The 25166-nt window shown below is 69.6% G+C and carries 20 protein-coding genes, 1 tRNA gene and 1 pseudogene; 12 read left to right on the top strand and 10 right to left on the bottom strand.

Going from position 1 to position 25166, the window contains the following annotated elements; translation table 11 throughout:
• Nucleotides 1-18: 18 nt before the first annotated feature.
• The 9 genes from JW592_RS17480 to rpmH all read right to left on the bottom strand — a co-directional run bounded on the left by JW592_RS17480 (nucleotide 19) and on the right by rpmH (nucleotide 6843).
• On the bottom strand, nucleotides 19-639 hold the full coding sequence (locus JW592_RS17480; RefSeq protein WP_209266056.1) for a GNAT family N-acetyltransferase: 621 nt from the start codon (nucleotides 637-639) through the stop codon (nucleotides 19-21).
• Between the two features lie 139 nt (nucleotides 640-778).
• On the bottom strand, nucleotides 779-1960 hold the full coding sequence (locus tag JW592_RS17475; protein WP_209266055.1) for a ParB/RepB/Spo0J family partition protein: 1182 nt from the start codon (nucleotides 1958-1960) through the stop codon (nucleotides 779-781).
• Nucleotides 1957-3198, bottom strand: coding sequence for a ParA family protein (locus JW592_RS17470; RefSeq protein WP_229376255.1), 1242 nt, complete (start codon nucleotides 3196-3198; stop codon nucleotides 1957-1959). The genes JW592_RS17475 and JW592_RS17470 overlap by 4 nt, the downstream gene beginning before the upstream one ends.
• A gap of 330 nt (nucleotides 3199-3528) precedes the next feature.
• Entirely contained in the window at nucleotides 3529-4293 is a 765-nt protein-coding gene (gene rsmG, locus JW592_RS17465; RefSeq protein WP_209266053.1) for a 16S rRNA (guanine(527)-N(7))-methyltransferase RsmG, read from the bottom strand.
• Complete coding sequence (locus JW592_RS17460) at nucleotides 4290-4802, bottom strand: Jag family protein (RefSeq protein ID WP_209266052.1); 513 nt, start codon at nucleotides 4800-4802, stop codon at nucleotides 4290-4292. Before JW592_RS17460 ends, rsmG begins: the two co-directional genes overlap by 4 nt.
• Before the next feature lie 20 nt (nucleotides 4803-4822).
• Nucleotides 4823-5962 carry a membrane protein insertase YidC gene (yidC, locus tag JW592_RS17455; protein WP_209266051.1) on the bottom strand — a complete coding sequence of 380 codons (1140 nt, stop codon included), beginning with the start codon at nucleotides 5960-5962 and terminating at the stop codon, nucleotides 4823-4825.
• A 3-nt stretch (nucleotides 5963-5965) separates the two neighbouring features.
• Nucleotides 5966-6256 carry a membrane protein insertion efficiency factor YidD gene (gene yidD / locus JW592_RS17450; RefSeq protein WP_099882804.1) on the bottom strand — a complete coding sequence of 97 codons (291 nt, stop codon included), beginning with the start codon at nucleotides 6254-6256 and terminating at the stop codon, nucleotides 5966-5968.
• Nucleotides 6253-6681 (bottom strand): ribonuclease P protein component, encoded by a 429-nt coding sequence (rnpA, locus tag JW592_RS17445; protein WP_209266050.1) that lies wholly within the window; start codon nucleotides 6679-6681, stop codon nucleotides 6253-6255. The genes yidD and rnpA overlap by 4 nt, the downstream gene beginning before the upstream one ends.
• 24 nt (nucleotides 6682-6705) lie before the next feature.
• Nucleotides 6706-6843 (bottom strand): 50S ribosomal protein L34, encoded by a 138-nt coding sequence (gene rpmH, locus JW592_RS17440; RefSeq protein WP_016472057.1) that lies wholly within the window; start codon nucleotides 6841-6843, stop codon nucleotides 6706-6708.
• Nucleotides 6844-8264: 1421 nt separating this feature from the next.
• Between rpmH and dnaA the strand changes: the two are divergent.
• From dnaA to JW592_RS17395, 9 genes and pseudogenes are all read left to right on the top strand, one after another.
• Nucleotides 8265-9485, top strand: a pseudogene (gene dnaA / locus JW592_RS33710) (chromosomal replication initiator protein DnaA); the annotation flags it as partial.
• Between the two features lie 977 nt (nucleotides 9486-10462).
• On the top strand, nucleotides 10463-11593 hold the full coding sequence (gene dnaN / locus JW592_RS17430; RefSeq protein ID WP_209266048.1) for a DNA polymerase III subunit beta: 1131 nt from the start codon (nucleotides 10463-10465) through the stop codon (nucleotides 11591-11593).
• Between the two features lie 75 nt (nucleotides 11594-11668).
• Nucleotides 11669-12607, top strand: a complete 939-nt coding sequence (gene gnd, locus JW592_RS17425) for a phosphogluconate dehydrogenase (NAD(+)-dependent, decarboxylating) (RefSeq protein ID WP_209266047.1) — start codon at nucleotides 11669-11671, stop codon at nucleotides 12605-12607.
• Nucleotides 12608-12617: 10 nt separating this feature from the next.
• Nucleotides 12618-13733 carry a DNA replication/repair protein RecF gene (recF, locus tag JW592_RS17420; RefSeq protein WP_209266046.1) on the top strand — a complete coding sequence of 372 codons (1116 nt, stop codon included), beginning with the start codon at nucleotides 12618-12620 and terminating at the stop codon, nucleotides 13731-13733.
• Entirely contained in the window at nucleotides 13730-14335 is a 606-nt protein-coding gene (locus JW592_RS17415) for a DciA family protein (protein WP_209266045.1), read from the top strand. The genes recF and JW592_RS17415 overlap by 4 nt, the downstream gene beginning before the upstream one ends.
• 262 nt (nucleotides 14336-14597) lie before the next feature.
• The gene (gene gyrB / locus JW592_RS17410) at nucleotides 14598-16661 is read left to right on the top strand and encodes a DNA topoisomerase (ATP-hydrolyzing) subunit B (RefSeq protein WP_307805445.1); all 2064 of its coding nucleotides are present in this window, start codon (nucleotides 14598-14600) and stop codon (nucleotides 16659-16661) included.
• A gap of 91 nt (nucleotides 16662-16752) precedes the next feature.
• On the top strand, nucleotides 16753-19362 hold the full coding sequence (gene gyrA, locus JW592_RS17405; protein ID WP_209266043.1) for a DNA gyrase subunit A: 2610 nt from the start codon (nucleotides 16753-16755) through the stop codon (nucleotides 19360-19362).
• Between the two features lie 18 nt (nucleotides 19363-19380).
• Nucleotides 19381-19965, top strand: coding sequence for a DUF3566 domain-containing protein (locus JW592_RS17400; RefSeq protein ID WP_209266042.1), 585 nt, complete (start codon nucleotides 19381-19383; stop codon nucleotides 19963-19965).
• A gap of 70 nt (nucleotides 19966-20035) precedes the next feature.
• Nucleotides 20036-20112: transfer RNA gene (locus JW592_RS17395), tRNA-Ile, on the top strand.
• 85 nt (nucleotides 20113-20197) lie between these two features.
• Here JW592_RS17395 and JW592_RS17390 read toward each other — a convergent pair.
• Nucleotides 20198-21052: a hypothetical protein gene (locus JW592_RS17390; RefSeq protein WP_209266041.1), complete on the bottom strand. Its 855-nt coding sequence runs from the start codon at nucleotides 21050-21052 to the stop codon at nucleotides 20198-20200.
• Nucleotides 21053-21536: 484 nt separating this feature from the next.
• Here JW592_RS17390 and JW592_RS17385 point away from each other — a divergent pair, with 484 nt between their 5' ends.
• From JW592_RS17385 to JW592_RS17375, 3 genes are all read left to right on the top strand, one after another.
• Nucleotides 21537-22640, top strand: coding sequence for a YhjD/YihY/BrkB family envelope integrity protein (locus JW592_RS17385; protein WP_209266040.1), 1104 nt, complete (start codon nucleotides 21537-21539; stop codon nucleotides 22638-22640).
• Between the two features lie 129 nt (nucleotides 22641-22769).
• Complete coding sequence (locus JW592_RS17380; protein ID WP_019356762.1) at nucleotides 22770-22904, top strand: DLW-39 family protein; 135 nt, start codon at nucleotides 22770-22772, stop codon at nucleotides 22902-22904.
• Nucleotides 22905-23106: 202 nt separating this feature from the next.
• Nucleotides 23107-25134: a vWA domain-containing protein gene (locus JW592_RS17375; protein WP_209266039.1), complete on the top strand. Its 2028-nt coding sequence runs from the start codon at nucleotides 23107-23109 to the stop codon at nucleotides 25132-25134.
• Nucleotides 25135-25166 lie beyond the last annotated feature (32 nt).

Genomic DNA, 25166 nt, shown 5'->3' with positions numbered 1-25166 from the left:
GCGCCTTGAGGCACTCGCTCACAGCGGCCGCAGCGCCGGCTCCTTGCTGTGGACCTTGCCCAGCAACTGGTCGAGGGCTCGTTCCATGTCGTGACGCCACGAGACGGTGGACCGCAACTCCAGCCGCAGCCGGGGGTAGCGCGGGTGCGGGCGAACGGTCTTGAAGCCGACGGAGAGCAGATGGTCGGCCGGGAGCAGACACACGGGTTCCGTCCACTGTGTGTCTCCGAACGCCTCTATCGCCTTGAATCCGCGCCGCAGCAGATCCTTCGCCACGGTCTGCACAATCACCCGACCAAGCCCCTGCCCCTGGAACTCGGGCAGCAGGAATGCCGTCATCAACTGCACCGCGTCCGGGGAGACAGGACTGGTGGGGAAGGCGAAGGAGCGCGGGACATACGCCGGGGGCGCGTAGAGCACATAGCCGACCGCGGCTTCGTCGACGTAGACGACCCGGCCGCAGGAGCCCCATTCCAGCAGCACCGCCGAGATCCAGGCTTCCTTCTCCAGGTCCGGCCGCCCCGTCCGCTTCGCCTCCTCGCCGCTGACCGGGTCCAGCTCCCAGAAGGTGCAGCCACGGCAGCGCTCAGGAAGGTCCGGGAGGTTGTCCAGCGTGAGCGGAACGAGCTGTCGCCCCATGGCAGACATCGTATCCATGGGGCGACAGCTCGTCGTGCGGGTTTCTTCTGTTATGGGCTATCCGAGGTCCGGCTCATTCCGGCTCACCTCGCCGGGAGGACCTGGCCCCCGGCTCAGCTCTCCGGCTCAGCTCTCCGGCTCAGCTCTCCGGGGCGTCGCCGTCCTCCTCGTCGTCGCTCTCGGCGAGTTTCTGCTCCAGCACCCGGCCCTCTCCAGGAGCGAGCTGCCCCAGGATGCGCTCAAGGTCCTCCATGGAGGCGAACTCGACCACAATCTTGCCCTTCTTCTGGCCGAGGTCGACCTTCACCCGCGTCTCGAAGCGGTCCGAAAGCCGCCCTGCCAGGTGGTCAAGGGCGGGGGAGACCCGAGCACCGGCCCGGGGTTTGGGCTTGGCACTGCCCTTCGGCTTCCCGCTCATCAGCGTGACGATCTCCTCCACCGCACGCACCGAGAGTCCCTCGGCCACAATGCGGTGAGCGAGCTTGTCCTGCTCCTCCCCGTCCTCGACGGACAGCAGCGCCCGCGCGTGCCCCGCCGAGAGCACGCCGGCCGCTACCCGGCGCTGGACCGCGGGAGAGAGCCGCAACAGCCGCAGCGTGTTGGACACCTGCGGGCGGGAGCGGCCGATACGGTCGGCCAGCTCGTCATGGGTGCAGTTGAAGTCCTTGAGGAGCTGGTCGTAAGCGGCCGCCTCTTCCAGCGGGTTGAGCTGCGCCCGGTGCAGGTTCTCCAGCAGCGCATCGAGGAGAAGCTTCTCGTCCTCGGTGGCCCGGACGATCGCCGGAATCCGCTCCAGGCCCGCGTCACGGCAGGCCCGCCAGCGGCGCTCGCCCATGATGAGCTCAAAGCTGCCCGGCTTGAGCTCCCGGACGACCACCGGCTGCAGAAGGCCGACTTCCTTGATGGAAGTGACCAGTTCGGCCAGCGCGTCCTCGTCGAAGACCTCACGGGGCTGCCGTGGGTTCGGCGTGATGGCGTCGAGCGGTACCTCCGCGAAGAACGCTCCCCCGGCCTCGCCGGGAACACCGTTCTCTTCGGCCGCCGAGGAAGCCGTTTCACGTGAAACCGCGTCCTGGGACGACGACTCGCCCGCGTCCTCGTTCTCTCGCTGGGAGAGGGCGGCGACCTTGGCCGCCGCCACTCCACGTACGCGCTGCTCCGGGGCGAGCACAGGGACCGCGGTGGGGGAGGTGGAGCCCCCGGCCATGCTCGGCTGCTTCCGCTGCTCACTCTCCGCCGAGTCAGCAGAATCCGTCCCGGTCGGAGCCGCCGGGATCAGTGCACCGAGCCCCCGCCCCAGACCCCTACGTCGCTCGCTCACTGAGTCCCCTCCGCCATGCTGCCGTACTGCTGCGCTTGTGCTTCTGCTTGTGGTTGCTGTGCTGGTGCCTGCGGTGCCTGGGTCTGCGGTGTCTGTCCCTGCTGAACCGGCACCTGCTGCCCTGGCCGTACTTCCTGGGCCTGTACCTGCTGGGTTTGCTGTACCTGCTGGGCCTGGAGTTGCTGCTGCGCTTGTTGCGCTTGCTCAACATGCGGGTCCCGCAGGGCGATCTCCCGCGCCGCCTCCAGATAGGAGAGCGAACCGCTGGAGCCCGGGTCGTAGGTGAGGACCGTCTGCCCGTAACTGGGCGCCTCCGAAATCCGCACCGACCGTGGGATGTTGGTGCGCAGGACCTCCTTGCCGAAGTGGCCTCGCACCTCCTCCGCCACCTGCGAGGCCAGCCGGGTCCGACCGTCGTACATGGTCAGAATGATGGTCGAGACGTGCAGCCGCGGGTTCAGATGCCCCCGCACCAGTTCGACGTTCCGCAGGAGTTGGCCGAGTCCCTCCAGCGCGTAGTACTCGCACTGAATGGGGATCAGCACCTCGGCGCCGGCTACGAGCGCGTTCACCGTCAGCAGCCCCAAGGAGGGCGGGCAGTCGATGAGGATGTAGTCCAACGGCTGCTCGTATGCCTCGATGGCCCGCTGAAGGCGGCTCTCCCGCGCGACCAGCGACACGAGCTCGATCTCCGCACCGGCGAGATCGATGGTCGCTGGCGCGCAGAAGAGCCCCTCCACGTCCGGCACCGGCTGGACGACTTCCGAGAGCGGCTTGCTCTCCACCAGAACGTCGTAGATCGACGGAACCTCGGCGTGGTGGTCGACCCCCAGCGCCGTCGAGGCGTTGCCCTGCGGGTCGAGGTCGACGACCAGGACGCGGCCCCCGTGCAAGGCAAGCGAGGCAGCCAGGTTCACCGTCGTGGTGGTCTTGCCCACGCCGCCCTTCTGGTTGGCGACGACCATGATCCGCGTCTGAGCGGGGCGGGGAAGGCCCTCCCCGGCGCGGTTCATCGCTTCGACCGCCTGCTGTGCCGCGCGGCCGATCGGTGTGTCATCCATGGGCGGTGGCGTCTCACGTGCCGCGTCACCGCGGGGAGCGACCCCACCCGCGCTGGTATCCCCTGGTTCTGTGCGGGGACCGGGGACCGGGTCGGCCATCGGTCCCGCGATGTTGGCGTCGGACCGCAACGGTTCACTCTCCTCAACATCAGGCTCGCTATGAACAGAGCCTCCCATGCTTTCGGTCCCGTGAACCAGCGAGCCCCACTCAGTTGTGGACGAATCCACGTCCGAGCGGGGCTCAGGGGCGGTCTGGCCGCGCGCACTGGCGGCAGCGCGGCCTCGGTTGATGATTCCGTGCAACAGAGAGCGGCGTTTCACGTGAAACACGATGCACACGCATCGGACGGTGTCCGCCGCGACACTCCGCTCCGCGGGGTCTTAAGCGTTTTTATGGAGTAACCGAATCAGCGGTTCAGCGTCGACCGGCCGCCCGGCAGTCAACACAACCGGGCGACCCCTCTCGATGTTTCGGACGGCATCGGCGCTTCCGCCCGCCCCGACGCTTCAGCGCCTACGGCGCCCGCCCCGCGCTGAGCGGCCGTTCGCTCGCGCCGCCTTCTCAGCCTTGACCCGACGTGCCGCAAAGCGCACCCCACCGGGGCTCTCTCCGACCCGGGCCCGTACGACCGTGGAGGGCGGATCAACCACGCCGCGGCCGATCTGCTCCACCGTCGTCTCGACGACGCCCAGCTTGTGCAGCGCGTCCCGAGCCGCCCTGACCTCGTCCTCGGCGGTGTCGCCCTTGAGCGCCACCATCTCGCCGTACGGCCGCAGCAGCGGAACGCCCCAGCCGGCCAGCCGGTCCAGCGGCGCCACCGCGCGGGCCGTGACCACATGGACGGGGGTCAGCGTGCCCAGCATCTCCTCGGCACGGCCGCGCAGCACCGTCACATGATCGAGCCCCAGCAGCTCCACGACCTCCTGGAGGAAGGTCGTCCGCCGCAGCAGTGGCTCCAGCAGCGTGATCTCCAGATCCGGCCGGACCAACGCCAGCGGGATGCCCGGCAGCCCTGCGCCCGAACCGACATCGCAGACCGTGACGCCCTCGGGCACCACCTCGGAGAGCACCACGCAGTTGAGCAGGTGCCGCTCCCACAGCCGGGGCACCTCGCGCGGGCCGAGCAACCCGCGCCGTACCCCGGCGTCCGCCAGCAATTCCGCGTACCGCTCGACAGCGGGCAGGCTGTCGCCGAACGCCTTGTGTGCCGCCTCCGGTGCGGGCGGCAGCTCCGCCTGCTGCTCCGGGGGCTCCCCCGACTGCTGCGTCACGGGAGTACGACCACGCAGCGCTGCGGCTCCTCGCCCTCGGACTCACTGCGCAGTCCGGCGGCCTTCACCGCGTCGTGCACGACCTTGCGCTCGAACGGCGTCATCGGGCGCAGCTTCACCGGCTCGCCGCTGCTCTTCGCCTCCTGCGCCGCCTTCGCGCCCAGCTCCGCGAGCTCCTCCCGCTTACGGGCCCGGAACCCGGCGATGTCCAGCATCAGCCGGCTGCGGTCGCCGGTCTCCCGGTGCACTGCCAGCCGGGTCAGCTCCTGGAGGGCCTCCAGAACCTCTCCGTCCCGGCCGACCAGCTTCTGCAGGTCGCGGGACGAGCCCTCGCTGATCACCGACACCGCGGCACGGTCGGCCTCGACGTCCATGTCGATGTCGCCGTCCAGGTCGGCGATATCGAGAAGTCCCTCGAGGTAGTCGGCCGCGATCTCACCCTCCTGTTCGAGGCGGGTCAGGGTGTCGGTGTCGGCTTCGGTGCCTTCTGGGGCAGTCGTGTCCGTCACGGCGGGGACTCCTTCGGTGCTCACTTCTTGGAGGGGTGCTTGGGACGCTGCGGGCCCTTGCGCTGCTGGCCGGACTTCTTCTGGCCCGACTTCTGCTGCTGGCCCGACTTGGCCTGGCCTGCCGCCTTGGACCCGCCGCCCTGCTTCTGGTTCGTCTTCGGGCCGGTCTTCTGCAGGGACGTGGCGGCCGAAGCGGAGTCGTCCTTCTTGGTGCCCGTGGGAGCCGCGCCACCGGCCTGGCGCTTGGCCTTGGGCTGCCGCTTGGGCTGCTGGCGCCGGACGCGGGCGGCCTCGGCGGCCTCACGCGCCTCGACCTCCTTCGGGTCCTCCTTCAGCTTGCCCTTGGCGCGCAGCTTCTCCTGGCGCTCTTCGAAGGCGCGGGAGCCGGGGGTCGGGTTGCGCTTGATCACATACATCTGCTGGCCCATCGTCCACACGTTGGTGGTCAGCCAGTAGACGAGGACACCGACGGGGAAGTTGATACCGAAGACGGCGAACATGATGGGGAAGACGTACATCAGCATCTTCTGCTGCTGCATGAACGGCGTCTTCACCGTCAGGTCGACGTTCTTGGTCATCAGCTGACGCTGCGTGTAGAACTGCGACGCCGACATCAGGACGATCATGATGACCGTGACGACGCGGACGTCGGTCAGCGACGCGCCCAGCTCCTGCAGCTTGGAGGCGCTGTCCATGAACTTCGCAGCGATCGGCGCACCGAAGATGGTGGCGTTACGCGCGCTGTCGACCTGGTCCGCGGTGAGCACACCCACCGGCTTGTTGCCCGCGATGTGGTTGAGCACCTGGAAGAGGGCGATGAAGAACGGCGACTGCGCCAGGATCGGCAGGCAGCTGGAGAGCGGGTTGGTGCCCGTCTCCTTGTAGAGCTTCATCATCTCTTCGCTCTGGCGCTGCTTGTCGCTCTTGTAGCGCTCCTGGATCGCCTTCATCTTCGGCTGGAGCGCCTGCATGTTCCGGGTCGACTTGATCTGCTTCACGAAGAGCGGGATCAGGCAGATCCGGATCAGCACCACCAGGCAGAAGATGGACAGACCCCAGGCCCAACCGCTGTTCTCGTCGAAGACCAGGCTGAACAGCGAATGGAACTGGACAATGATCCAGGAGACAGCGGTATAGAGAGGACTCAGGATCGTGTCCACGTATCAGGCTCCTTGGGCGTTGGACTGGGTCCGGTGCTGCTGCCAGCGGGAGCGGATCCGCTGGTGCCATACCGGGTGCTTCCGGGCGGGGACATGGTCGACGCCACCGGGCGACCACGGATTGCAGCGCAGAATGCGCCAGGCCGTCAGCGCCGTTCCCTTCACGGCGCCATGGCGGTCGATGGCCGTGTAGCCGTAGTGCGAGCACGACGGGTAGTACCGGCACACCGGACCGAGCATCGGACTGACGGTCCACTGGTACAGCTTGATCAACCACAGCAGCGGGTACTTCACTGAGCTCTCCCTCCCGGTTCGCGGCCGGGATTCCGGGGGCTGTCCCCCGAGGCGGCAGAGCTAGGGGACCCTTTGAGCAGCTTCCGCAGCGCGGCATCCAGGTCTCGGGCCAGTTCCACGTGGTCCGCCTCAGCCGCGCCGGGTTGCGCCCGTACGACCACCAGGCTACCGGGGGGCAGCTGGGACAGGCGGTCCCGTAGCAGATGCCGCAGGCGCCGCTTCACACGGTTACGGACCACCGCGTTGCCGACGGCCTTGCTCACGACGAAACCCGCACGCACCGGGGGAACCTCTCCCCCCGACGCGTGCGGGTCCGTTCGACTGCGTAGATGGACGACGAGGAGCGGGCGCCCGGCCCTGCGTCCTCGGCGTACCGCGGCCGCGAAGTCCTCGCGCCGCCTCAGCCGGTTCTCGGTAGGCAGCACGTCATGGACCTGTGGTCAGGCTGCTCAGGCCGACAGGCGGGCGCGACCCTTGCTGCGACGGTTCGCGATGATCGCGCGGCCGGCGCGGGTCCGCATGCGCAGCCGGAAGCCGTGGGTCTTCGCGCGGCGGCGGTTGTTCGGCTGGAAGGTGCGCTTGCTCACTCGGGGGCTCCAGAGATGCTTCGTGTCCCACGGTCACCGCAGGACTGGGTGTGGGGAGTCGACCGGCTGTCACCGTGCGCCCACGAGTAGCTCGCAACGCCCGAGTGTGCACCGCTTCATGATCGACCGGGTTGGACCCGTTGATCTTGCCCATCGGAGGCAGGCGGCAGCAGCCGTCGACACTCGACCTGGTTACGGTACGCGGGCCTACGCCATCCGGTCAAACCAGCGCTGACAGGGCACCCCGCCGCCACCCTGTCACCGTCCGGCTACTGCACTCGTGCACAGCCTGTGGACAACGACTTGAACGGGGCAGCTTCGCGTGACTACCGTGGCCGAACTTCCTTTCCTTCCCGACCGTCCCGAGAACCATGCATTCGTGGGACCCGGTCGATCACCGGACGACCGTCACCCAGCGAGTGACCCGTCACCCAGCGAGTGAGAGAGCGTGCCCCGTGGCTGACCTACCTGCCGATCTTGCCGCAGTGTGGCCACGGGTGCTCGACCAGCTGCTGCGCGAGGGCCAGGGTGTCGAGGCGAAGGACCAGCGCTGGCTGCGGGACTGCCAGCCTCTCGTCCTCGTCTCCGGCACAGCCCTGCTCGGCGTGCCGAACGAGTACGCGAAAGGGGTACTGGAAGGCCGCCTCTCGCCGCTGATCACCGAGGCCCTCAGCCGCGAGTGCCAGCAGCCCATCCGACTGGCGATCACCGTGACGGGCCCGGCACCCGAGGCGGCGGCCCCGCCCGCGCCGGCGATCCCGTCCCCCACCCCTGCCCCCGAACAGCAGCAGCCGTCCCAGCCGCAACAGCCGCCCCAGCCTCCGCACCCCGGCTCCCAGCCCCCGCAGCAGCACGGCACCCAGGACCGCTACGGCGAGGAGCGGTACGAGCAGGACAGGTACGGCGGCGACCGGCACGGCGGCGACCGGCACGGCGGCGACCGGCACGGCGGCGACCGGCACGAGCAGGAGCGGTTCGACCAGCAGGAGCGGTTCGACCAGTACGAGAGCCGTGAGGTCCCCGGCGCTCGCTCCGCGTACCCGACGGACTACGCGCAGCACCCCCACCCCCCGACCTGGCAGCAGCCGCGCGAGCCCTACCCCCCGCAGCAGCACCAGCCCCGCCAGTCCTACGACCGCCAGCAGCAGCCGTACGAGCAGCACCAGTCCTACGAGCACCAGGGTTACGACCAGCAAAGCAGCGGCTACGACGCGGGCCAGGGCTACGAAGGCGCCCAGAGCTACGAGGGCGCCCAGGGCTACGACAGCGCACAGAGCTACGAGCGCGCCGGTGGCCAGAGCTACGAGCGTGGTCAGAGCTACGACGGCGGCCAGGGCTACCAGGTCGGCCCGCACGGTCAAGGTGGTCAGGGCGGTCAGGGTGGTCAGAGTTATGACCAGCAGTCGTTCGAGGCGTACGAGCCGCAGCAGCATCAGCAGGCGCCACAGCAGCACCAGCTCCAGCACCAGCAGCGCCCCCGTCCGCAGGTTCCGCAACAGGGCCGCCCTCCCGCCCCCCACTACGACAGCCCCGCACAGCTGCCCGCACCCAGCGGAGCGCCGGGGCCGCTGGCCGCGCAGCCCGCGCCGGCCACGGGTCCGGGGGAGCCGACCGCGCGGCTGAACCCGAAGTACCTCTTCGACACCTTCGTGATCGGTGCCTCGAACCGGTTCGCACACGCGGCGGCTGTCGCCGTGGCCGAGGCGCCGGCCAAGGCGTACAACCCGCTGTTCATCTACGGCGAGTCCGGTCTCGGCAAGACGCATCTGCTGCACGCGATCGGCCACTACGCGCGCAGCCTCTACCCGGGCACCCGGGTGCGCTACGTCAGCTCGGAGGAGTTCACCAACGAGTTCATCAACTCCATCCGGGACGGCAAGGCGGACGCGTTCCGCAAGCGCTACCGCGACATGGACATCCTGCTCGTCGACGACGTCCAGTTCCTGGCGGACAAGGAGTCGACCCAGGAGGAGTTCTTCCACACCTTCAACACCCTGCACAACGCCAACAAGCAGATCGTCCTCTCCAGCGACCGGCCGCCCAAGGCGCTGGAGACGCTGGAGGACCGGCTGCGCAACCGCTTCGAGTGGGGCCTGATCACCGACGTCCAGCCCCCCGAGCTGGAGACGCGCATCGCGATCCTCCGGAAGAAGGCGGTGCAGGAGCAGCTGAACGCACCGCCCGAGGTGCTGGAGTTCATCGCCTCGCGCATCTCCCGCAACATCCGGGAGCTGGAGGGCGCCCTGATCCGGGTCACGGCCTTCGCCAGCCTCAACCGGCAGCCGGTCGACCTCGGACTGACCGAGATCGTGCTGAAGGATCTGATCCCCGGCGGGGAGGACGCGACGCCGGAGATCACCGCGCCCGCGATCATGGCCGCGACGGCCGACTACTTCGGGCTGACGGTGGACGACCTGTGCGGGTCCTCGCGCAGCCGCGTCCTGGTCACGGCACGGCAGATCGCCATGTATCTGTGCCGCGAGCTGACCGACCTCTCGCTGCCGAAGATCGGCGGCCAGTTCGGCGGGCGTGACCATACGACGGTGATGCACGCGGACCGGAAGATCCGGGCGCTGATGGCTGAGCGGCGCTCCATCTACAACCAGGTCACCGAGCTGACCAACCGCATCAAGAACGGCTGACGCCTCCCCTTCCTCGCCTCGCCCCTCCTCGCCTCGCCCCTCCTCGCCTCGCCCCTCCTCGCCTCGCCCCTCCTCGCCTCGCCCCTCCTCGCCTCGCCCCTCCTCGCCGGGCTCCTCTCACGCCTGGTGCTGAGCAGGGGTGCCCCGTTGCCGTGTGTTCCAGGCTGCCGGTGGTCGTGGTTGCTCGCGCCCACGCGGCGGAGCCGCACATGAGCCCAGCCCCGCGCCCCTGATGGGGCGGGCGCCGTTGTTCGATTACGGGGCTCGTCAGGCCCTTGGTCCACAGCAGTGGGCCGTTTACCGCTTCCACACCCTGGGGACCTTCTCCGTTGTCCCAAGGGCGTCCACAACTGAGCCGCCCGGATGGTGGTTTGCCGAGGTCACTCGGCTGTGTACTTGTGGGCGCCCGGCGTCCACAGGATGTGGAGGGTCGAGGGGGCTCCGACCCGGGCTGTGACTTGTCCACCGGCCGCCCACAGGATGGGGGCTCTTTTCCCCAGTGATCGGCTACTTCTCCACAGTCCTGTCCACTGTTCGGCAACTCAACGCGCCCGCTCACCGGTCCGAGTGAAAGCCGTCACATCGAGGGGCAGGTTTGGGCTGTGGGAAAGGCGGGGAAAACTGTGGGCGTAGCTGTGGGCAAACCGCTCCTGCCTGTGGGCGGGGTGTGCAGAACTTTTCCGCGTCCACAGAGAACCCCCCTTCCTCCACCGGTCCACCCACAGGCGCGGTGGACAAAATTCCGGGTCTGAGCTGCGGAAACACGCTTTTCCACCGTTTCCACAAGCCCTACTACTACGACCACACAGAGAGAGCCCGGGATTCGCTTCGAAGTGGGGGCTGTGCACAACTCGGCTCCGCGGGCCTCGACCCGGATCGCGTCGACTTGACCCGCGCCCGCACCTGCTGTCAGTCCCGTGCGTCAGACTGGTGCCCGGCAAAGCACGAGCAGAGGCAGCAGCAGGAGGCGGCTGAACGTGAAGATCCGGGTTGAACGCGATGTGCTCGCGGAGGCGGTGGCCTGGACGGCCAAGAGCCTCCCCGCCCGCCCGCCGGTGCCCGTGCTCGCGGGCCTGCTGTTGAAGGCGGACGACGGCACGCTGAGCCTCTCCGGCTTCGACTACGAGGTCTCGGCGCGGGTCTCGGTCGAGGCGGAGGTCGAGGAGGACGGCACGGTGCTGGTCTCCGGCCGGCTGCTGGCCGACATCTGCCGTGCCCTCCCCAACCGCCCGGTGGAGATCTCCACAGACGGGGTACGGGCGACCGTCGTCTGCGGCTCCTCCCGGTTCACCCTGCACACACTCCCTGTGGAGGAGTACCCGGCGCTGCCTCAGATGCCGTCGGCCACCGGCACGGTCCCCGGCGAGGTCTTCGCCGCCGCAGCGCAGCAGGTCGCCATCGCGGCCGGGCGGGACGACACGCTGCCGGTGCTGACCGGTGTGCGTATCGAGATCGAGGGCGACACCGTCACGCTGGCCTCCACCGACCGGTACCGCTTCGCGGTGCGCGAGTTCCTGTGGAAGCCCGAGACGCCGGACGCCTCCGCGGTTGCCCTGGTGCCCGCGAAGACGCTGCTGGAGACCGCCAAGTCGCTGAGCGGAGGCGACAGCGTGACGCTGGCGCTGTCCGGCTCCGGTTCCGGTGAGGGCCTGATCGGTTTCGAGGGCGCAGGGCGGCGGACGACGACGCGGCTGCTGGAGGGCGACCTGCCCAAGTACCGCACGCTGTTCCCGACGGAGTTCAACTCGGTCGCGGTGATCGAGACGGCGCCGTTCGTGGAGGCCGTCAAGCGTGTGGCGCTGGTCGCGGAGCGGAACACTCCGGTGCGGCTCAGCTTCGAGCAAGGCGTGCTCACCCTGGAGGCCGGGTCCAGCGACGATGCACAGGCTGTGGAGAGGGTCGACGCCGAGCTGGAGGGCGACGACATCTCGATCGCCTTCAACCCCGGCTTCCTGCTGGAGGGGCTGAGCGCCATCGACTCGCCGGTGGCGCAGCTGTCGTTCACGACCTCGACCAAGCCCGCGCTGCTGAGCGGCCGGCCGGCCAAGGACGCCGAGGCCGATGAGGCGTACAAGTACCTGATCATGCCCGTGCGGCTCTCCGGCTGAGGGGTATTCGGCTGGGCGTAGGGTCGAATGCGAACGAAACTGCGGAAACGCGAGAAGTACAGCTAAGGGGCAGTGATGGAGCTCGGTCTGGTTGGTCTCGGGAAGATGGGCGGGAACATGCGTGAGCGCATCCGCCGCGGGGGCCACACGGTCATCGGCTATGACCGGAATCCGGACGTCGCGGACGTCGGCAGCCTCAAGGAGCTGATCGACTCGCTCAGCGCGCCGCGCGTGGTGTGGGCGATGGTGCCGGCCGGTGCGGCCACCCAGTCGACCATCGACGAGCTCGGTGACCTGCTCTCCCCCGGCGACCTGGTCGTGGACGGCGGCAACTCGCGCTGGACCGACGACGAGAAGCACGCCGAGGAGCTGAGGGCCAAGGGCATCGGCTTCGTCGATTGCGGTGTCTCCGGTGGCGTGTGGGGCCTGGAGAACGGCTACGCGCTGATGTACGGCGGCTCGGCCGAGGACGTGGCGAAGGTGCAGCCGATCTTCGACGCCCTCAAGCCCGAGGGGGAGTTCGGCTCCGTCCACGCGGGCAAGGTGGGCGCCGGCCACTTCGCGAAGATGGTCCACAACGGCATCGAGTACGCCATGATGCAGTCCTTCGCCGAGGGCTGGGAGCTGCTGGAGGCCGCGGACTCGGTCACCGATGTGCGCGAGGTCTTCCGCTCCTGGCAGGAGGGCACCGTCATCCGCTCCTGGCTGCTGGACCTGGCGGTCAAGGCGCTGGACAGCGACGAGCACCTGGACGCGCTGCGCGGCTACGCGGCGGACTCGGGCGAGGGCCGCTGGACGGTGGAGGCCGCGATCGACAAGGCGGTGCCGCTGCCGGCGATCACCGCTTCGCTGTTCGCGCGGTTCTCCTCCCGGCAGGAGGACTCCCCGCAGATGAAGATGATCGCCGCGCTGCGCAACCAGTTCGGCGGCCACGCGGTGACGGCCGCTGACAAGTCCGGGGAGAAGGGCGCTGACGCCCCGGGTGCCGACGTCACGCCGCCCACCGGGGGCTGACGGCCAGACGATGCACGTCACGCATCTCTCGCTCGCTGATTTTCGCTCGTACGCCCGGGCCGAGGTGCCGCTCGGCCCGGGCGCATGGGCGTTTCTCGGGCCGAACGGCCAGGGCAAGACGAACCTTGTCGAGGCCGTGGGCTATCTGGCCACGCTGGGCAGCCACCGGGTGTCGGCGGACGCGCCGCTGGTACGGCAGGGCGCTCAGCGTGCCGTCGTCCGTGCCCAGGTGCGGCAGGGCGAGCGGGAGCAGCTGGTCGAGCTGGAGCTGAACCCGGGCAAGGCCAACCGGGCGCGGATCAACCGCTCCTCGCAGGTACGCCCCCGCGATGTGCTGGGCATCCTGCGCACGGTGCTGTTCGCGCCGGAGGACCTGTCGCTGATCAAGGGCGATCCGGGTGAGCGGCGCCGGTTCCTGGACGAGCTGGTGACGGCGCGTGCCCCGCGGATGGCGGGGGTGCGCTCGGACTACGAACGGGTGCTCAAGCAGCGCAACAGCTTGCTGAAGTCGGCCGCCATGGCGCGGCGGCACGGCGGCCGCGGTGTGGATCTGTCGACGCTGGATGTGTGGGACCAGCATCTGGCGTGCGCGGGCGCCGAGTTGCTGGCACAGCGGCTGGATCTGCTGGCGGTGCTGGGCCCGTTGGCCGACAAGGCGTACGAGCGGCTGGCGCCGGGCGGCGGCCCGGTCGCGTTCGAGTACCGGGGTCCGGTGGCCGGCGCGTCCAGGGAAGAGCTGTACGCGGGGCTGCTCGCGGCGCTGGGCGAGGCCCGTAAGCAGGAGATCGAACGCGGTGTGACGCTGGTGGGCCCGCACCGCGACGACGTGCTGCTGCGGCTGGGCGAGCTGCCGGCGAAGGGGTACGCCAGCCACGGCGAGTCCTGGTCGTACGCGCTGGCGCTGCGGCTGGCCGCGTATGAGCTGCTCAAGAGCGAGGGGCATGAGCCGGTGCTGATCCTTGACGATGTCTTCGCCGAGCTGGACACCAGACGCCGGGCCCGGCTGGCGGAGCTGGTGGCCCCGGCCGAGCAGGTGCTGGTGACCGCCGCGGTCCCGGAGGACGTGCCGGAGGTGTTGGTGGCCAAGCGGTTCTCGGTGGCGGACGGGGAGGTGACGCCGCTTTGAACGAACGCCCGGTCGAGCAGCCCGACGGGGGACCCGACGAAAAACCCGACGAGCAGCCCGGCCAAAAACCCGGCGAAAAACCCGGCAAGGCCGAGCAGCCCGCGGCCAGCGGGGTCGACCTGGCCCGGGCGGCGCTGCAGACCGCCAGGAAGCAGGCGCGGGCGCGGGGGGCCGAGGAGCAGCAGCGGCGGCAGGCCCGCCGGGGCGGTGGGCTGCGCTCGGGTGCCCGGCGGGACGGGCGTGATCCGCTGCCGTTGGGGGCCGCTGTCAGCAGGCTCCTCGCGGAGCGCGGCTGGGAGACGCCGGCGGCGGTCGGCGGGGTGATGGGGCGCTGGCCGCAGCTGGTGGGCCCGGAGGTGGCGCAGCACTGCGAGCCGCAGCAGTACGACGAGGAGGAGCGCACGCTGCAGGTGCGGTGCGACTCGACGGCGTGGGCGACGCAGCTGCGGCTGCTGGCGCCGCGGCTGGTGGCGCGGCTGAACGAGGACCTGGGCCAGGGCACCGTACGGATGATCAAAGTGCGGGGTCCCGAGGCCCCGCGCAAGGGGTACGGGCCGCTGCGGGCGCCCGGCAGCAGGGGGCCGGGAGACACGTACGGGTGAGGTCCGGGGGCCTTCGGTCGCCCTGTGTACGCGGCCCGGGACAGCCGGAGACGGATCGAAGCTCTCAGTGCCACTGTGAAGCTCTTGGCCCCCCGGTCCAGATATGGGGAGTCGAACGGCGCCAGTTCAGGGCGCCACATGTGGACTCAGGCACCGGCAAACCCCCACTGTTGTCGTAGCCACCGGTACACTGGGGGACTACCGCACCGTTGCGGAACATGTCGAACGACGCAGCCGCTCCGCCTTGCCCTGGAGACGGCCTGTGCTGTGCCAGAAAGGGCGCTTCGTGGCCGATTCCGGCGATCTCAACGAGAACGACAAGACGACTCCGCCGCAGTCCGCGGAGGAAACCCCCACTCCCGTCCCGCCAGGCGACGCCGAGGTGCCGTCGTACGATGCGAGCGCGATCACCGTCCTGGAGGGGCTGGACGCGGTTCGCAAAAGGCCCGGCATGTACATCGGGTCGACCGGTGAGCGTGGTCTTCATCACCTGGTGTACGAGGTGGTGGACAACTCCGTCGACGAGGCGCTCGCCGGGCACGCGGACACCATCGAGGTGGTGCTGCTCGCCGACGGCGGCGTCCGGGTCACCGACAACGGGCGCGGTATCCCGGTGGGCATCATCCCGTCCGAGGGGAAGCCGGCCGTCGAGGTCGTGCTCACCGTGCTGCACGCGGGCGGCAAGTTCGGCGGCGGCGGTTACGCGGTCTCCGGCGGACTGCACGGCGTCGGCGTCTCCGTCGTGAACGCGCTGTCCACCAAGGTCGCCGTCGAGGTCAAGACCGACGGCTACCGCTGGACGCAGGACTACAAGCTGGGCGCGCCCACGGCCCCGCTGTCGCAGAACGAGGCCACGGACGAGACGGGTACCACGGTCACGTTCTGGGCCGACAGCGACATCTTCGAGACGACGGACTACTCCTTCGAGACGCTCTCGCGGCGCTTCCAGGAGATGGCCTTCCTCAACAAGGGGCTGACCATCTCGCTGACGGACGAGCGCGAGGGGCACGTCGACGAGGACGGCAGGCCCAACACCGTCCGGTACCACTACGAGGGCGGGATCGCGGACTTCGTCCGCTATCTCAACTCGCGCAAGGGCGAGCTGGTCCATGACACCGTCATCTCCTTCGAGGCCGAGGACACCGAGCGGATGCTCTCGGTCGAGGTGGCGATGCAGTGGAACAGCCAGTACAGCGAGGGGGTCTACTCCTTCGCCAACACCATCCACACCCACGAGGGCGGTACCCACGAGGAGGGCTTCAGGGCCGCGCTGACGGGTCTGATCAACCGGTATGCGCGGGACCGCAAGCTGCTGCGCGAGAAGGACGACAACCTCACGGGTGAGGACATCCGCGAGGGTCTGACCGCGATCATCTCCGTCAAGCTGGGCGAGCCGCAGTTCGAGGGCCAGACGAAGACGAAGCTGGGCAACACGGAGGCGAAGACTTTCGTCCAGAAGATCGTCCACGAGCATCTGACCGACTGGCTCGACCGGAACCCGAACGAGGCCGCCGACATCGTCCGCAAGGGCATCCAGGCGGCCACGGCGCGGGTCGCGGCCCGCAAGGCGCGGGATCTGACGCGCCGCAAGGGTCTGCTGGAGACGGCGTCGCTGCCGGGCAAGCTCTCGGACTGCCAGTCCAACGACCCGGCCAAGTGCGAGATCTTCATCGTGGAGGGTGACTCGGCGGGCGGCTCGGCCAAGTCGGGCCGCGACCCGGAGTACCAGGCCATCCTGCCGATCCGCGGCAAGATCCTGAACGTGGAGAAGGCACGGATCGACAAGGTCCTGCAGAACGCCGAGGTGCAGGCGCTGATCTCGGCGTTCGGCACCGGTGTGCACGAGGACTTCGACATCGAGAAGCTCCGCTACCACAAGATCATCCTGATGGCGGACGCCGATGTCGACGGCCAGCACATCAACACCCTGCTGCTGACCCTGCTCTTCCGCTTCATGCGGCCGCTGGTGGAGGCCGGTCACGTGTTCCTGTCGCAGCCGCCGCTGTACAAGATCAAGTGGAGCCGGGACGAGTTCCAGTACGCCTACTCCGACCCCGAGCGCGACAGCCTCATCCAGCTCGGCCGCGAGCAGGGCAAGCGCATCAGGGACGACTCGGTGCAGCGCTTCAAGGGTCTGGGTGAGATGAACGCGGACGAGCTGCGCACCACCACCATGGACATCGAGCACCGCGTCCTGCGCCAGGTGACGCTGGACGACGCTGCCGCCGCCGATGACCTGTTCTCCATCCTGATGGGTGAGGACGTCGAGGCCCGCCGCTCGTTCATCCAGCGCAACGCGAAGGATGTCCGGTTCCTGGACATCTGACGTCGGCCCCTGGTTGCCGTTCCCGGACCAGGACCTCGCAGCGACCAGGACCGCGAAGCGCCGCACACAGAGAAGGACTTGATCTTTAACCATGGCCGACGAGACCCCCACCACCCCGGAGCCGACGCCCGAGAACGCCCCGGCACCCGACAGCGCGCTGGTGGACACCGAGGCGGGCGCGCGCGTCGAGCCCGTCAGCCTCGAGACGGAGATGCAGCGCTCGTACCTCGACTACGCGATGAGCGTGATCGTCAGCCGCGCGCTGCCCGACATCCGCGACGGCCTCAAGCCGGTGCACCGCCGGGTGCTCTACGCGATGTACGACGGCGGGTACCGCCCCGAGAAGGGCTACTACAAGTGCGCCCGCGTCGTGGGCGATGTGATGGGCACCTACCACCCGCACGGTGACACCTCGATCTACGACGCGCTGGTGCGGCTGGCGCAGCCGTGGTCGATGCGGATGCCGTTGGTCGACTCGAACGGCAACTTCGGCTCGCCCGGCAACGACCCGGCCGCGGCCATGCGGTACACCGAGTGCAAGATGGCGCCGCTGGCCATGGAGATGCTCCGGGACATCGACGAGGAGACCGTCGATTTCCAGGACAATTACGACGGCCGCAACCAGGAGCCGACGGTTCTGCCGGCGCGCTTCCCCAACCTGCTGATCAACGGCTCGGCCGGAATCGCCGTCGGTATGGCGACCAACATCCCGCCGCACAACCTGCGCGAGGTCGCCGCCGGCGCCCAGTGGTATCTCGACCACCCGGAAGCCTCCAACGAGGAGCTGCTGGAAGCCCTCATGGAGCGGATCAAGGGTCCGGACTTCCCCAGCGGCGCGCTGGTGGTGGGCCGCAAGGGCATCGAGGAGGCGTACCGCACCGGGCGCGGCTCGATCACCATGCGGGCCGTGGTGGAGGTCGAGGAGATCCAGGGCCGCCAGTGCCTGGTCGTCACCGAGCTGCCCTTCCAGGTCAACCCGGACAACCTCGCGTTGAAGATCGCCGACCTGGTCAAGGACGGCCGGATCGGCGGTATCGCGGACGTCCGCGACGAGACGTCCTCGCGGACCGGCCAGCGCCTGGTCATCGTCCTGAAGCGGGACGCGGTCGCCAAGGTCGTCCTCAACAACCTCTACAAGCACACCGATCTGCAGACCAACTTCGGCGCCAACATGCTGGCCCTGGTCGAGGGCGTGCCGCGCACGCTGTCGCTGGACGCCTTCATCCGGCACTGGGTCGCACACCAGATCGACGTGATCGTGCGCCGCACCCGCTTCCGGCTGCGCAAGGCCGAGGAGCGCGCCCACATCCTGCGCGGTCTGCTCAAGGCGCTGGACGCGATCGACGAGGTCATCGCGCTGATCCGGCGCAGCGAGACCGTCGATGTGGCCCGCGAGGGTCTGATGGGGCTGCTGACGATCGACGAGATCCAGGCCAACGCGATCCTGGAGATGCAGCTGCGCCGGCTGGCCGCGTTGGAGCGGCAGAAGATCACCGCCGAGCACGACGAGCTCCAGGCGAAGATCAACGAGTACAACACGATCCTCGCCTCGCCCGAGAAGCAGCGGCAGATCATCGGCGAGGAGCTGCGCGCGATCGTCGACAAGTTCGGCGACGACCGGCGTAGCAAGCTGATCCCCTTCGAGGGCGACATGTCCATCGAGGACCTGATCGCCGAGGAGGACATCGTCGTCACGATCACCCGTGGCGGCTACGTCAAGCGCACCAAGACGGACGACTACCGCGCCCAGAAGCGCGGCGGCAAGGGCGTGCGCGGGACGAAGCTGAAGGAAGACGACATCGTCGACCACTTCTTCGTCTCCACCACCCACCACTGGCTGCTGTTCTTCACCAACAAGGGCCGTGTCTACCGGGCCAAGGCATACGAACTGCCCGACGCGGGACGGGACGCGCGGGGCCAGCACGTGGCCAACCTGCTGGCCTTCCAGCCGGATGAGCAGATCGCCGAGATCCTCGCCATCCGGGACTACGAGGCGGTGCCCTACCTGGTGCTGGCCACCAAGTCGGGGCTGGTCAAGAAGACCCCCCTCAAGGACTACGACTCGCCCCGCTCCGGCGGCGTCATCGCGATCAACCTCCGCGAGATGGAGGACGGCCGCGACGACGAACTGATCGGCGCCGAGTTGGTCTCTCCCGACGACGACCTGCTGCTGGTCAGCAAGAAGGCCCAGTCGATCCGCTTCACCGCGACCGACGAGGCGCTGCGTCCCATGGGGCGGGCCACCTCCGGTGTCAAGGGGATGAGTTTCCGCGAGGACGACGAACTGCTCTCGATGAATGTCGTGCGGGCGGGTACGTTCGTGTTCACGGCGACCGATGGCGGGTACGCGAAGCGGACCAACGTGGACGACTACCGGGTCCAGGGCCGCGGCGGCCTCGGCATCAAGGCCGCCAAGATCGTGGAGGACCGGGGATCACTGGTCGGTGCGCTGGTGGTCGAGGAGACGGACGAGATCCTCGCCATCACGCTCAGCGGCGGTGTGATCCGTACGCGGGTCAACGAGGTGCGGGAGACCGGCCGTGACACCATGGGCGTCCAACTGATCAACCTGGGCAAGAAGGACGCGGTTGTCGGCGTGGCACGGAACGCCGAAGCCGGTCGGGAGGCCGAGGAAGTGGAGGCCGCGGCGGGTACCCCTGACGTGGGGGAGCAGGACGCGCCCGACCCGGACGACGACTAGGACAACTAGGAGCAGGGCGTGAGTGGTGCTCAGCCGCAGCCGAAGGCTCAGCCGCAGCCGCAGGCGAAGCCCCCGTCCCCGGCCCAGCCGCAGACCGAGCAGCAGCCGCACCGGCCGCCGCAGGCGTATCCGTCCCCGGACGGGGACCGGCAGGCGGCTGCTGGCGGCCGGCCGGAGCAGCCGGGAGCGGGCACCGTACGCAAGCCCCGTACCGGGGCCCGCACGGTGCCGCGGACCCGTAAGGCCCGGCTGCGGGTGGCGAAGGCCGACCCGTGGTCGGTGATGAAGGTCAGCTTCCTGCTGTCCGTGGCGCTGGGGCTGTGCACCATCGTGGCGGTCGCCGTGCTGTGGATGGTGATGGACGCGATGGGCGTCTTCTCCACCCTCGGCGGCACCGTCAGCGAGGCCACCAGCGCCGAGGGCAACGGCGGCTTCGACCTGGAGACGTTCCTCTCGCTGCCCCGCGTCCTGCTCTTCACCTCGCTCATCGCCGTGATCAACGTCGTCCTGGCCACCGCGCTGGCCACCCTGGGCGCCTTCATCTACAACCTCTCGGCGGGCTTCGTCGGCGGGGTGGAGCTGACCTTGGCCGAGGACGAGTAGCCCGGCCCCCGGCCCGTACGGAACCGATTTGGGACCACGGCTGAAGTGCGCTAACCTTTCTGTGCAGCGCGCGGCTATAGCTCAGACGGTTAGAGCGCTTCCCTGATAAGGAAGAGGCCCCAGGTTCAAGTCCTGGTAGCCGCACCAGCACAAAGGCCCCCGGCCATCGAACCGGGGGCCTTTGTCGTCGTGCTCCGAGAGGACCCGGGGCCGACGGAGGAGTCGAGCCCGTTCAGCGGCCCAGCGCGGTGCGCAGGGTGATCCCGTAGCGGCTGCGCAGGCGCCGTACCTCCCAGACCGACAGGGCGGTCACCGTCAGCGGGCCGCCGAGAAGGAACGTGTACAGCACCTCGGGGGGCGCCGCCACATCGGGACCGTCGATCAACTGGAAGACGAACAGCGACCACACCAGCAGAGGGGACAGCAACGCGGGGAGCAGTTCGTGGACCTCCGCGGCGCGGAAGCAGGAATTGACGCACACATAGGCCGCGACGATGGTGTAGATGAGCGAGACGACCAGAAGCACCAGGGCGACAAACGCCCCGAGGAGGAGAACCAGCAGGCTCAGGACACGACAGATGATGCCTGAGCCGACGATCGAGGAGAAGAAGGCGATCAGGCCCGGCCCGTCGACCAGGTCGCCCTTGACGGTGGTGACGGACAGCCAGGTGATCGCCGGGCCCGTTGCGAGCGCGAGGACGGAGCTGATGGGTCCGCCCAGGCGCCGGGTGAAGTCGCGGCGCCGGTCGGGGGTGCTCGCGATGAGGAAGACCGCGATGCCGACGAAGCTGCCGACCAGCAGGATGCCGCAGGCGATGACGAGTTCGACGAGTTTGCCCAGGGCGAACTCTTCGCGGCCCTCGCTCAGGGGGTAGGCCATGACCAGCCACCCGGCGGCGACCATGCCCAGCAGCGTCCGCGAGCGCCGCATCCGGGCGATGGTGCTGTCGTGGAGGCGTCCGCGGAGGTCCTGACGGGTGGTGCCCAAGCCGACGCGGAAGGCCCGGTTCAGCCTGCCGATGGGCCCTGGGCGGTGCGGAACGGGTCCTGTGGGACGGTTGCCGAATCCACGGCCGGCCCTGCTCATCCGGTACTCCCCCGAGTGCTGCGCGTGCTTTGAGCGATGTCCGGGCACCGCCGCGAATGCCGCACACCCTAGCGCTGCGGCGCCCCGGACCTCTCGGCGGGCCGCATGCTCAAGTCACGTACCGGCGGCGAGGGTTCGTCCGGCACGCCCCCGGGCCAGGCCGATCACCCAGCGGTTCCCGATCAGCGCGGACGGTGAGAGCGCCGGGGCCACCCCGTGAGCCGACCCTCGTACGGCCCGGTCCCGGCGCTCCACCCGGATCCCCCGTTCCCGCAGCGGTTCCCCTCAGTCCGGGGTCCGGCCACTGGCGCGGCATCGACCGCCGGGCCCATCCGCCTCCGCCGTCCGTCGGAGGCCGGGCTCCTCCTCGGCCCCTGTCGGCCTCGGCTCCTGTCGACGTTTGTGCCCCTACGGGCCCTGGTACCGGTAGCGCGTCCTGACCGTCGGCGCCGACGAGCGCCTCCTCGGCGAGCGGAGTGCTGTGATGACCAGTCCCGATCCCGGGTCGCGGCCCGAGAACGAGCCTGAGCACGGGCAGGAGCCCGGGCGCGCCTCCGAGCACGAACCGAAGCGCGGGCCCGAGGGGGAGCCAGAGCCCGCGGCCGTGCGGGATCCCGAGCGGGAGAAGACGTCCGGCCGGCGGCCCGAGGGGCCACCGCACGCGCGCAGCGGCACCCTCGGTCAGACGCTCAAGCGCACCCTGACCGAGTTCAAGGAGGACAATCTCTCGGACTCGGCCGCCGCGCTCACCTACTACTCGGTACTTTCGATCTTCCCGGCGCTGATCGCGCTGATCTCGCTGGTCAGCCTGGTGATGAGCCGTGAGAAGATCATCGACACACTCAACGACCTGGTCAGTTCGATCGGCCCGGCATCCGCCGTGGACACGTTCAAGAAGCCGATCGAGTCCATGGGGTCCGGCTCCGGAACCCCCACCGTGATGCTGATCGTCGGCGTGCTGGGCGCACTGTGGACGGCCTCGGGATACGTGGGCGCCTTCATCCGCGCCTCGAACGTCGTCTACGAGGTGGAGGAGGGCCGCTCCGTCTTCCAGCTGCGCCCCGTGCAGCTCCTGGTGACGCTGATCGCGGTGCTGCTCCAGGCGCTGGTGCTGGTCGGGCTGGTGGTCAGCGGTCCGCTGGCGAAGAAGGCCGGGAACGCGCTCGGTCTGGGGGACGCGGCGGTGACGGCGTGGAACTGGGCCAAATGGCCGGTGATGGTGCTGGTCGTCATCCTGATCATCGCGGTGCTGTACTACGCCTCGCCCAATGCGCGGCTGCGCGGCTTCGCCTCGGTTCTGCCGGGCGCCGTACTGGCGCTGGTGGTCTGGCTGATCGCTTCGGTGGGGTTCGCGTTCTACGCGGCGAACTTCGGGTCGTACAACAAGACCTACGGGACGCTGGGCGGCGTCGTGGTCTTCCTGGTGTGGCTGTGGCTCACCAATCTGGCCATAGCCCTGGGCGCCGAGTTCAACTCCGAGCGGGAGCGGGCCCGGGAGCTGGCGGAGGGCGTGCCGGGCGCCGAGCGGGAGATCCAGCTGGAGGAGCGCTCCAGGACGAAGCGGAAGAAGCGCTCCCGGACCGCGTGAGGAAGCGGGTGACCGGGGCCCCGGCGGCGCGTCGGGGCGCCGTCGGGCCGACCCGGCTGTTCGGGGAGGCCGTTGGGTATCATCGGCCGCCAGAGAGGTCCCAATGTCTAAGAAGGACGAGGTAGCGCGGTGAAGAAGCTTTTCCTGGTCGCACTGGCCGCCATCGGCGGTCTCCTCGTGTACCGCCAGATCCAGGCGGACCGCGCCGAGCAGGATCTGTGGACGGAGGCGACCGACTCCGTGCCCGCAGGTTCGGGTGTGTAACCCCAGCGAACAGTGAACGTGAGGCCCCTGCCGCTTCTGGCGGTCGGGGCCTCCGTCGTATCCGGCCTTCTGCGCAGGGAAATTTGAGGCTGCCAGCTGTTTCTGTACCGTGACACTCACCCTCTTGTCGCTTGCTCTTGCAAAGCAATACGGTGCTCTCGCAAAGCTGCGGGAGATCCGATGGGCAAGGGGGACGAAGGACATGCGACCAGAGCGAAGCCGGCTCGCCCGGGGAGTGACCGGAGGAGCGCTGCTGGCCTTCCTCGCCGGGCCGCTCACCGGGGCCGCGGCCACCACTGCGGCGGCCGCCCAGGCAGCGCGGGCCGCGCAACCCGCGCCGGTCGCAAAAGCCGCGCCAGCCGCCCCAGCCGTCCCCGGCACAGCGGCGCTCGTCCGGAACTCGCTGGAGATCGTGCTGGACTCCTCCGGCTCCATGGCCGACAAGGACGGCTCCGGAAGGACCCGGATGCAGTCCGCACGCAAGGCGGTCGGCACGCTCGTCGACAGCCTGCCCGACGCCTACCCGACCGGGCTGCGTGTCTACGGCGCCGACAAGGCCGACAGCTGCACCGACACCCGGCTCGTCCAACCGGTCGGCGCCCTGGACCGGGCCGGCATCAAGAAGGCGGTGGCCCAGGTGCGGCCCAGGGGCGAGACGCCCATCGGCCACGCGCTCGAGAAGGCCGCAGCGGACCTGCCACCCGCGTCGAAGAGCGCACCGGGCCGCCGCACCATCGTGCTGGTCTCCGACGGCGAGGACACCTGCGGGACGCCCGACCCTTGCGAGGTCGCCGAGGAACTGTCCAAAGACGGCCTCGACCTGCGTATCGACGCCATCGGCTTCCAGGTCGAGGGCAAGGCACGCAAGCAGTTGGAGTGCATCGCGCGGGCCGGGCACGGCGAGTACTACGACGCACCCGAGGCCGAGGACCTGGCCCGGGAACTGGAGCGCGCCGGACGGCAGTCCGCGGACGGCTACCGCCTCCGGGGCAAGCGGGTCACCGGTGCGCACTCCTCGGCCGATGCGCCGACGCTGCGCCTCGGTGGTCAGTACCTGGACACCATCGGGCCCGGCGAGACCCGCTGGTACGCCGCCCGGCTCGACGGCGGGTCCGGCGCGCGGACCGTGGACTTCGCCGCCACCGGCGTGCCGCAGCCGGGCGCGCGCGTGGCCGGTCTGGACGGGCTGAAGCTGACGGTGCGCAGCCCCGACGGCAGCAGGTGCGGCCACGACCGTGCCTGGTTCCAGCAGAGCGAGGGCGGCACCCCGGTCACTGCGGCCGTCAGCCGTGTCCCCAGCGAGGACGGCGGCCTCGACTGCGACAAGCCGGGGCTGTTCACCTTCGAGCTGAGCCGCGACTCCGACGACGACTCCGACCGGGCACGCTGGCCCGTGGAGCTGCGGCTGGGCGCCGAGCGTCCGCTGCCGCACGGCGCCGCCCCGGCCCGCGCCGAGACGGGGTACCGGGACGGTGGCAAGGATGCCACCCTGCCCACCGGAACGCCCAGGGACATCGAGGGCGGCACCGGTTTCAACGACGCGAGGAAGCTGCGGGAGGGCGTCTGGCGGGACACCCTGGTGCCCGCCCAGACCCGCTGGTACCGGGTGCCGGTGGGCTGGAACCAACAGCTCCGCTACGACGTGGAGTTCGCCAACGAGCCCAAACGGCAGCAGAGCGGCGTCCCCTTCTCCTACGTACGGACCCAGACGTACGCGCCCGGGCGGCTGCCGGTCACGGACGGGCTGGAGTTCTCCCCGCGGCGGCCCTACCGGGGTGACCCAGTCAAGGTTTCGCACGGTACGGTTCCCGTCTCCTGGAAGAACCGCGCGGAGCCGTCGGCAGCCGTGCGGCCCGTACGGCGCGCCGGCGACTACTACATCGCCGTCACGCTGGGCGCCGGAGCCGCCCGGATCGCCGAGAACGCCGCGGTCCGTGTCGTCCTGCGCGTCGACGTCAAGGGCCGGGCGAAGCAGGGGCCCGAGCACGACGCGCCGTTCGCCGACGCGGCCGGCGCGCGAGACGGTGGCGACGCGGCCGCCGGCGACGGCACGGGCACCGGCGGCGGTGACGGGAACGGGCAGCAGGCGGCGGGCACCGGCCCGCACCCGGCCGTACTGGCCGGCGGTGGGGCCGCCGCGGTGCTGCTGGTGGCAGGAGGGGCCTGGTACGCCGTGCGGCACCGTGCCAGGGTCCGGAGCGTGAACGCGACGAGGGGTGGCACGTGGTGACAGGGGTTACTGGGGATGCTGGTGCGGCTGAA

The sequence above is a fragment of the Streptomyces spirodelae genome (assembly GCF_017676385.1).
Taxonomy (GTDB): domain Bacteria; phylum Actinomycetota; class Actinomycetes; order Streptomycetales; family Streptomycetaceae; genus Streptomyces; species Streptomyces spirodelae.
Note: the sequence above shows the minus strand (reverse complement) of the source record. Positions and strands in the feature narration are given on the sequence as shown.

Coding starts and splice junctions, on each gene's coding strand:
- JW592_RS17375 (WP_209266039.1), top strand. CDS start 23,107: ATGCGACCAGAGCGAAGCCGGCTCGCCCGGGGAGTGACCGGAGGAGCG.
- JW592_RS17470 (WP_229376255.1), bottom strand. CDS start 3,198: ATGGGAGGCTCTGTTCATAGCGAGCCTGATGTTGAGGAGAGTGAACCG.
- JW592_RS17385 (WP_209266040.1), top strand. CDS start 21,537: ATGACCAGTCCCGATCCCGGGTCGCGGCCCGAGAACGAGCCTGAGCAC.
- JW592_RS17480 (WP_209266056.1), bottom strand. CDS start 639: ATGGGGCGACAGCTCGTTCCGCTCACGCTGGACAACCTCCCGGACCTT.
- recF (WP_209266046.1), top strand. CDS start 12,618: ATGCACGTCACGCATCTCTCGCTCGCTGATTTTCGCTCGTACGCCCGG.
- JW592_RS17390 (WP_209266041.1), bottom strand. CDS start 21,052: ATGAGCAGGGCCGGCCGTGGATTCGGCAACCGTCCCACAGGACCCGTT.
- gyrA (WP_209266043.1), top strand. CDS start 16,753: ATGGCCGACGAGACCCCCACCACCCCGGAGCCGACGCCCGAGAACGCC.
- gnd (WP_209266047.1), top strand. CDS start 11,669: ATGGAGCTCGGTCTGGTTGGTCTCGGGAAGATGGGCGGGAACATGCGT.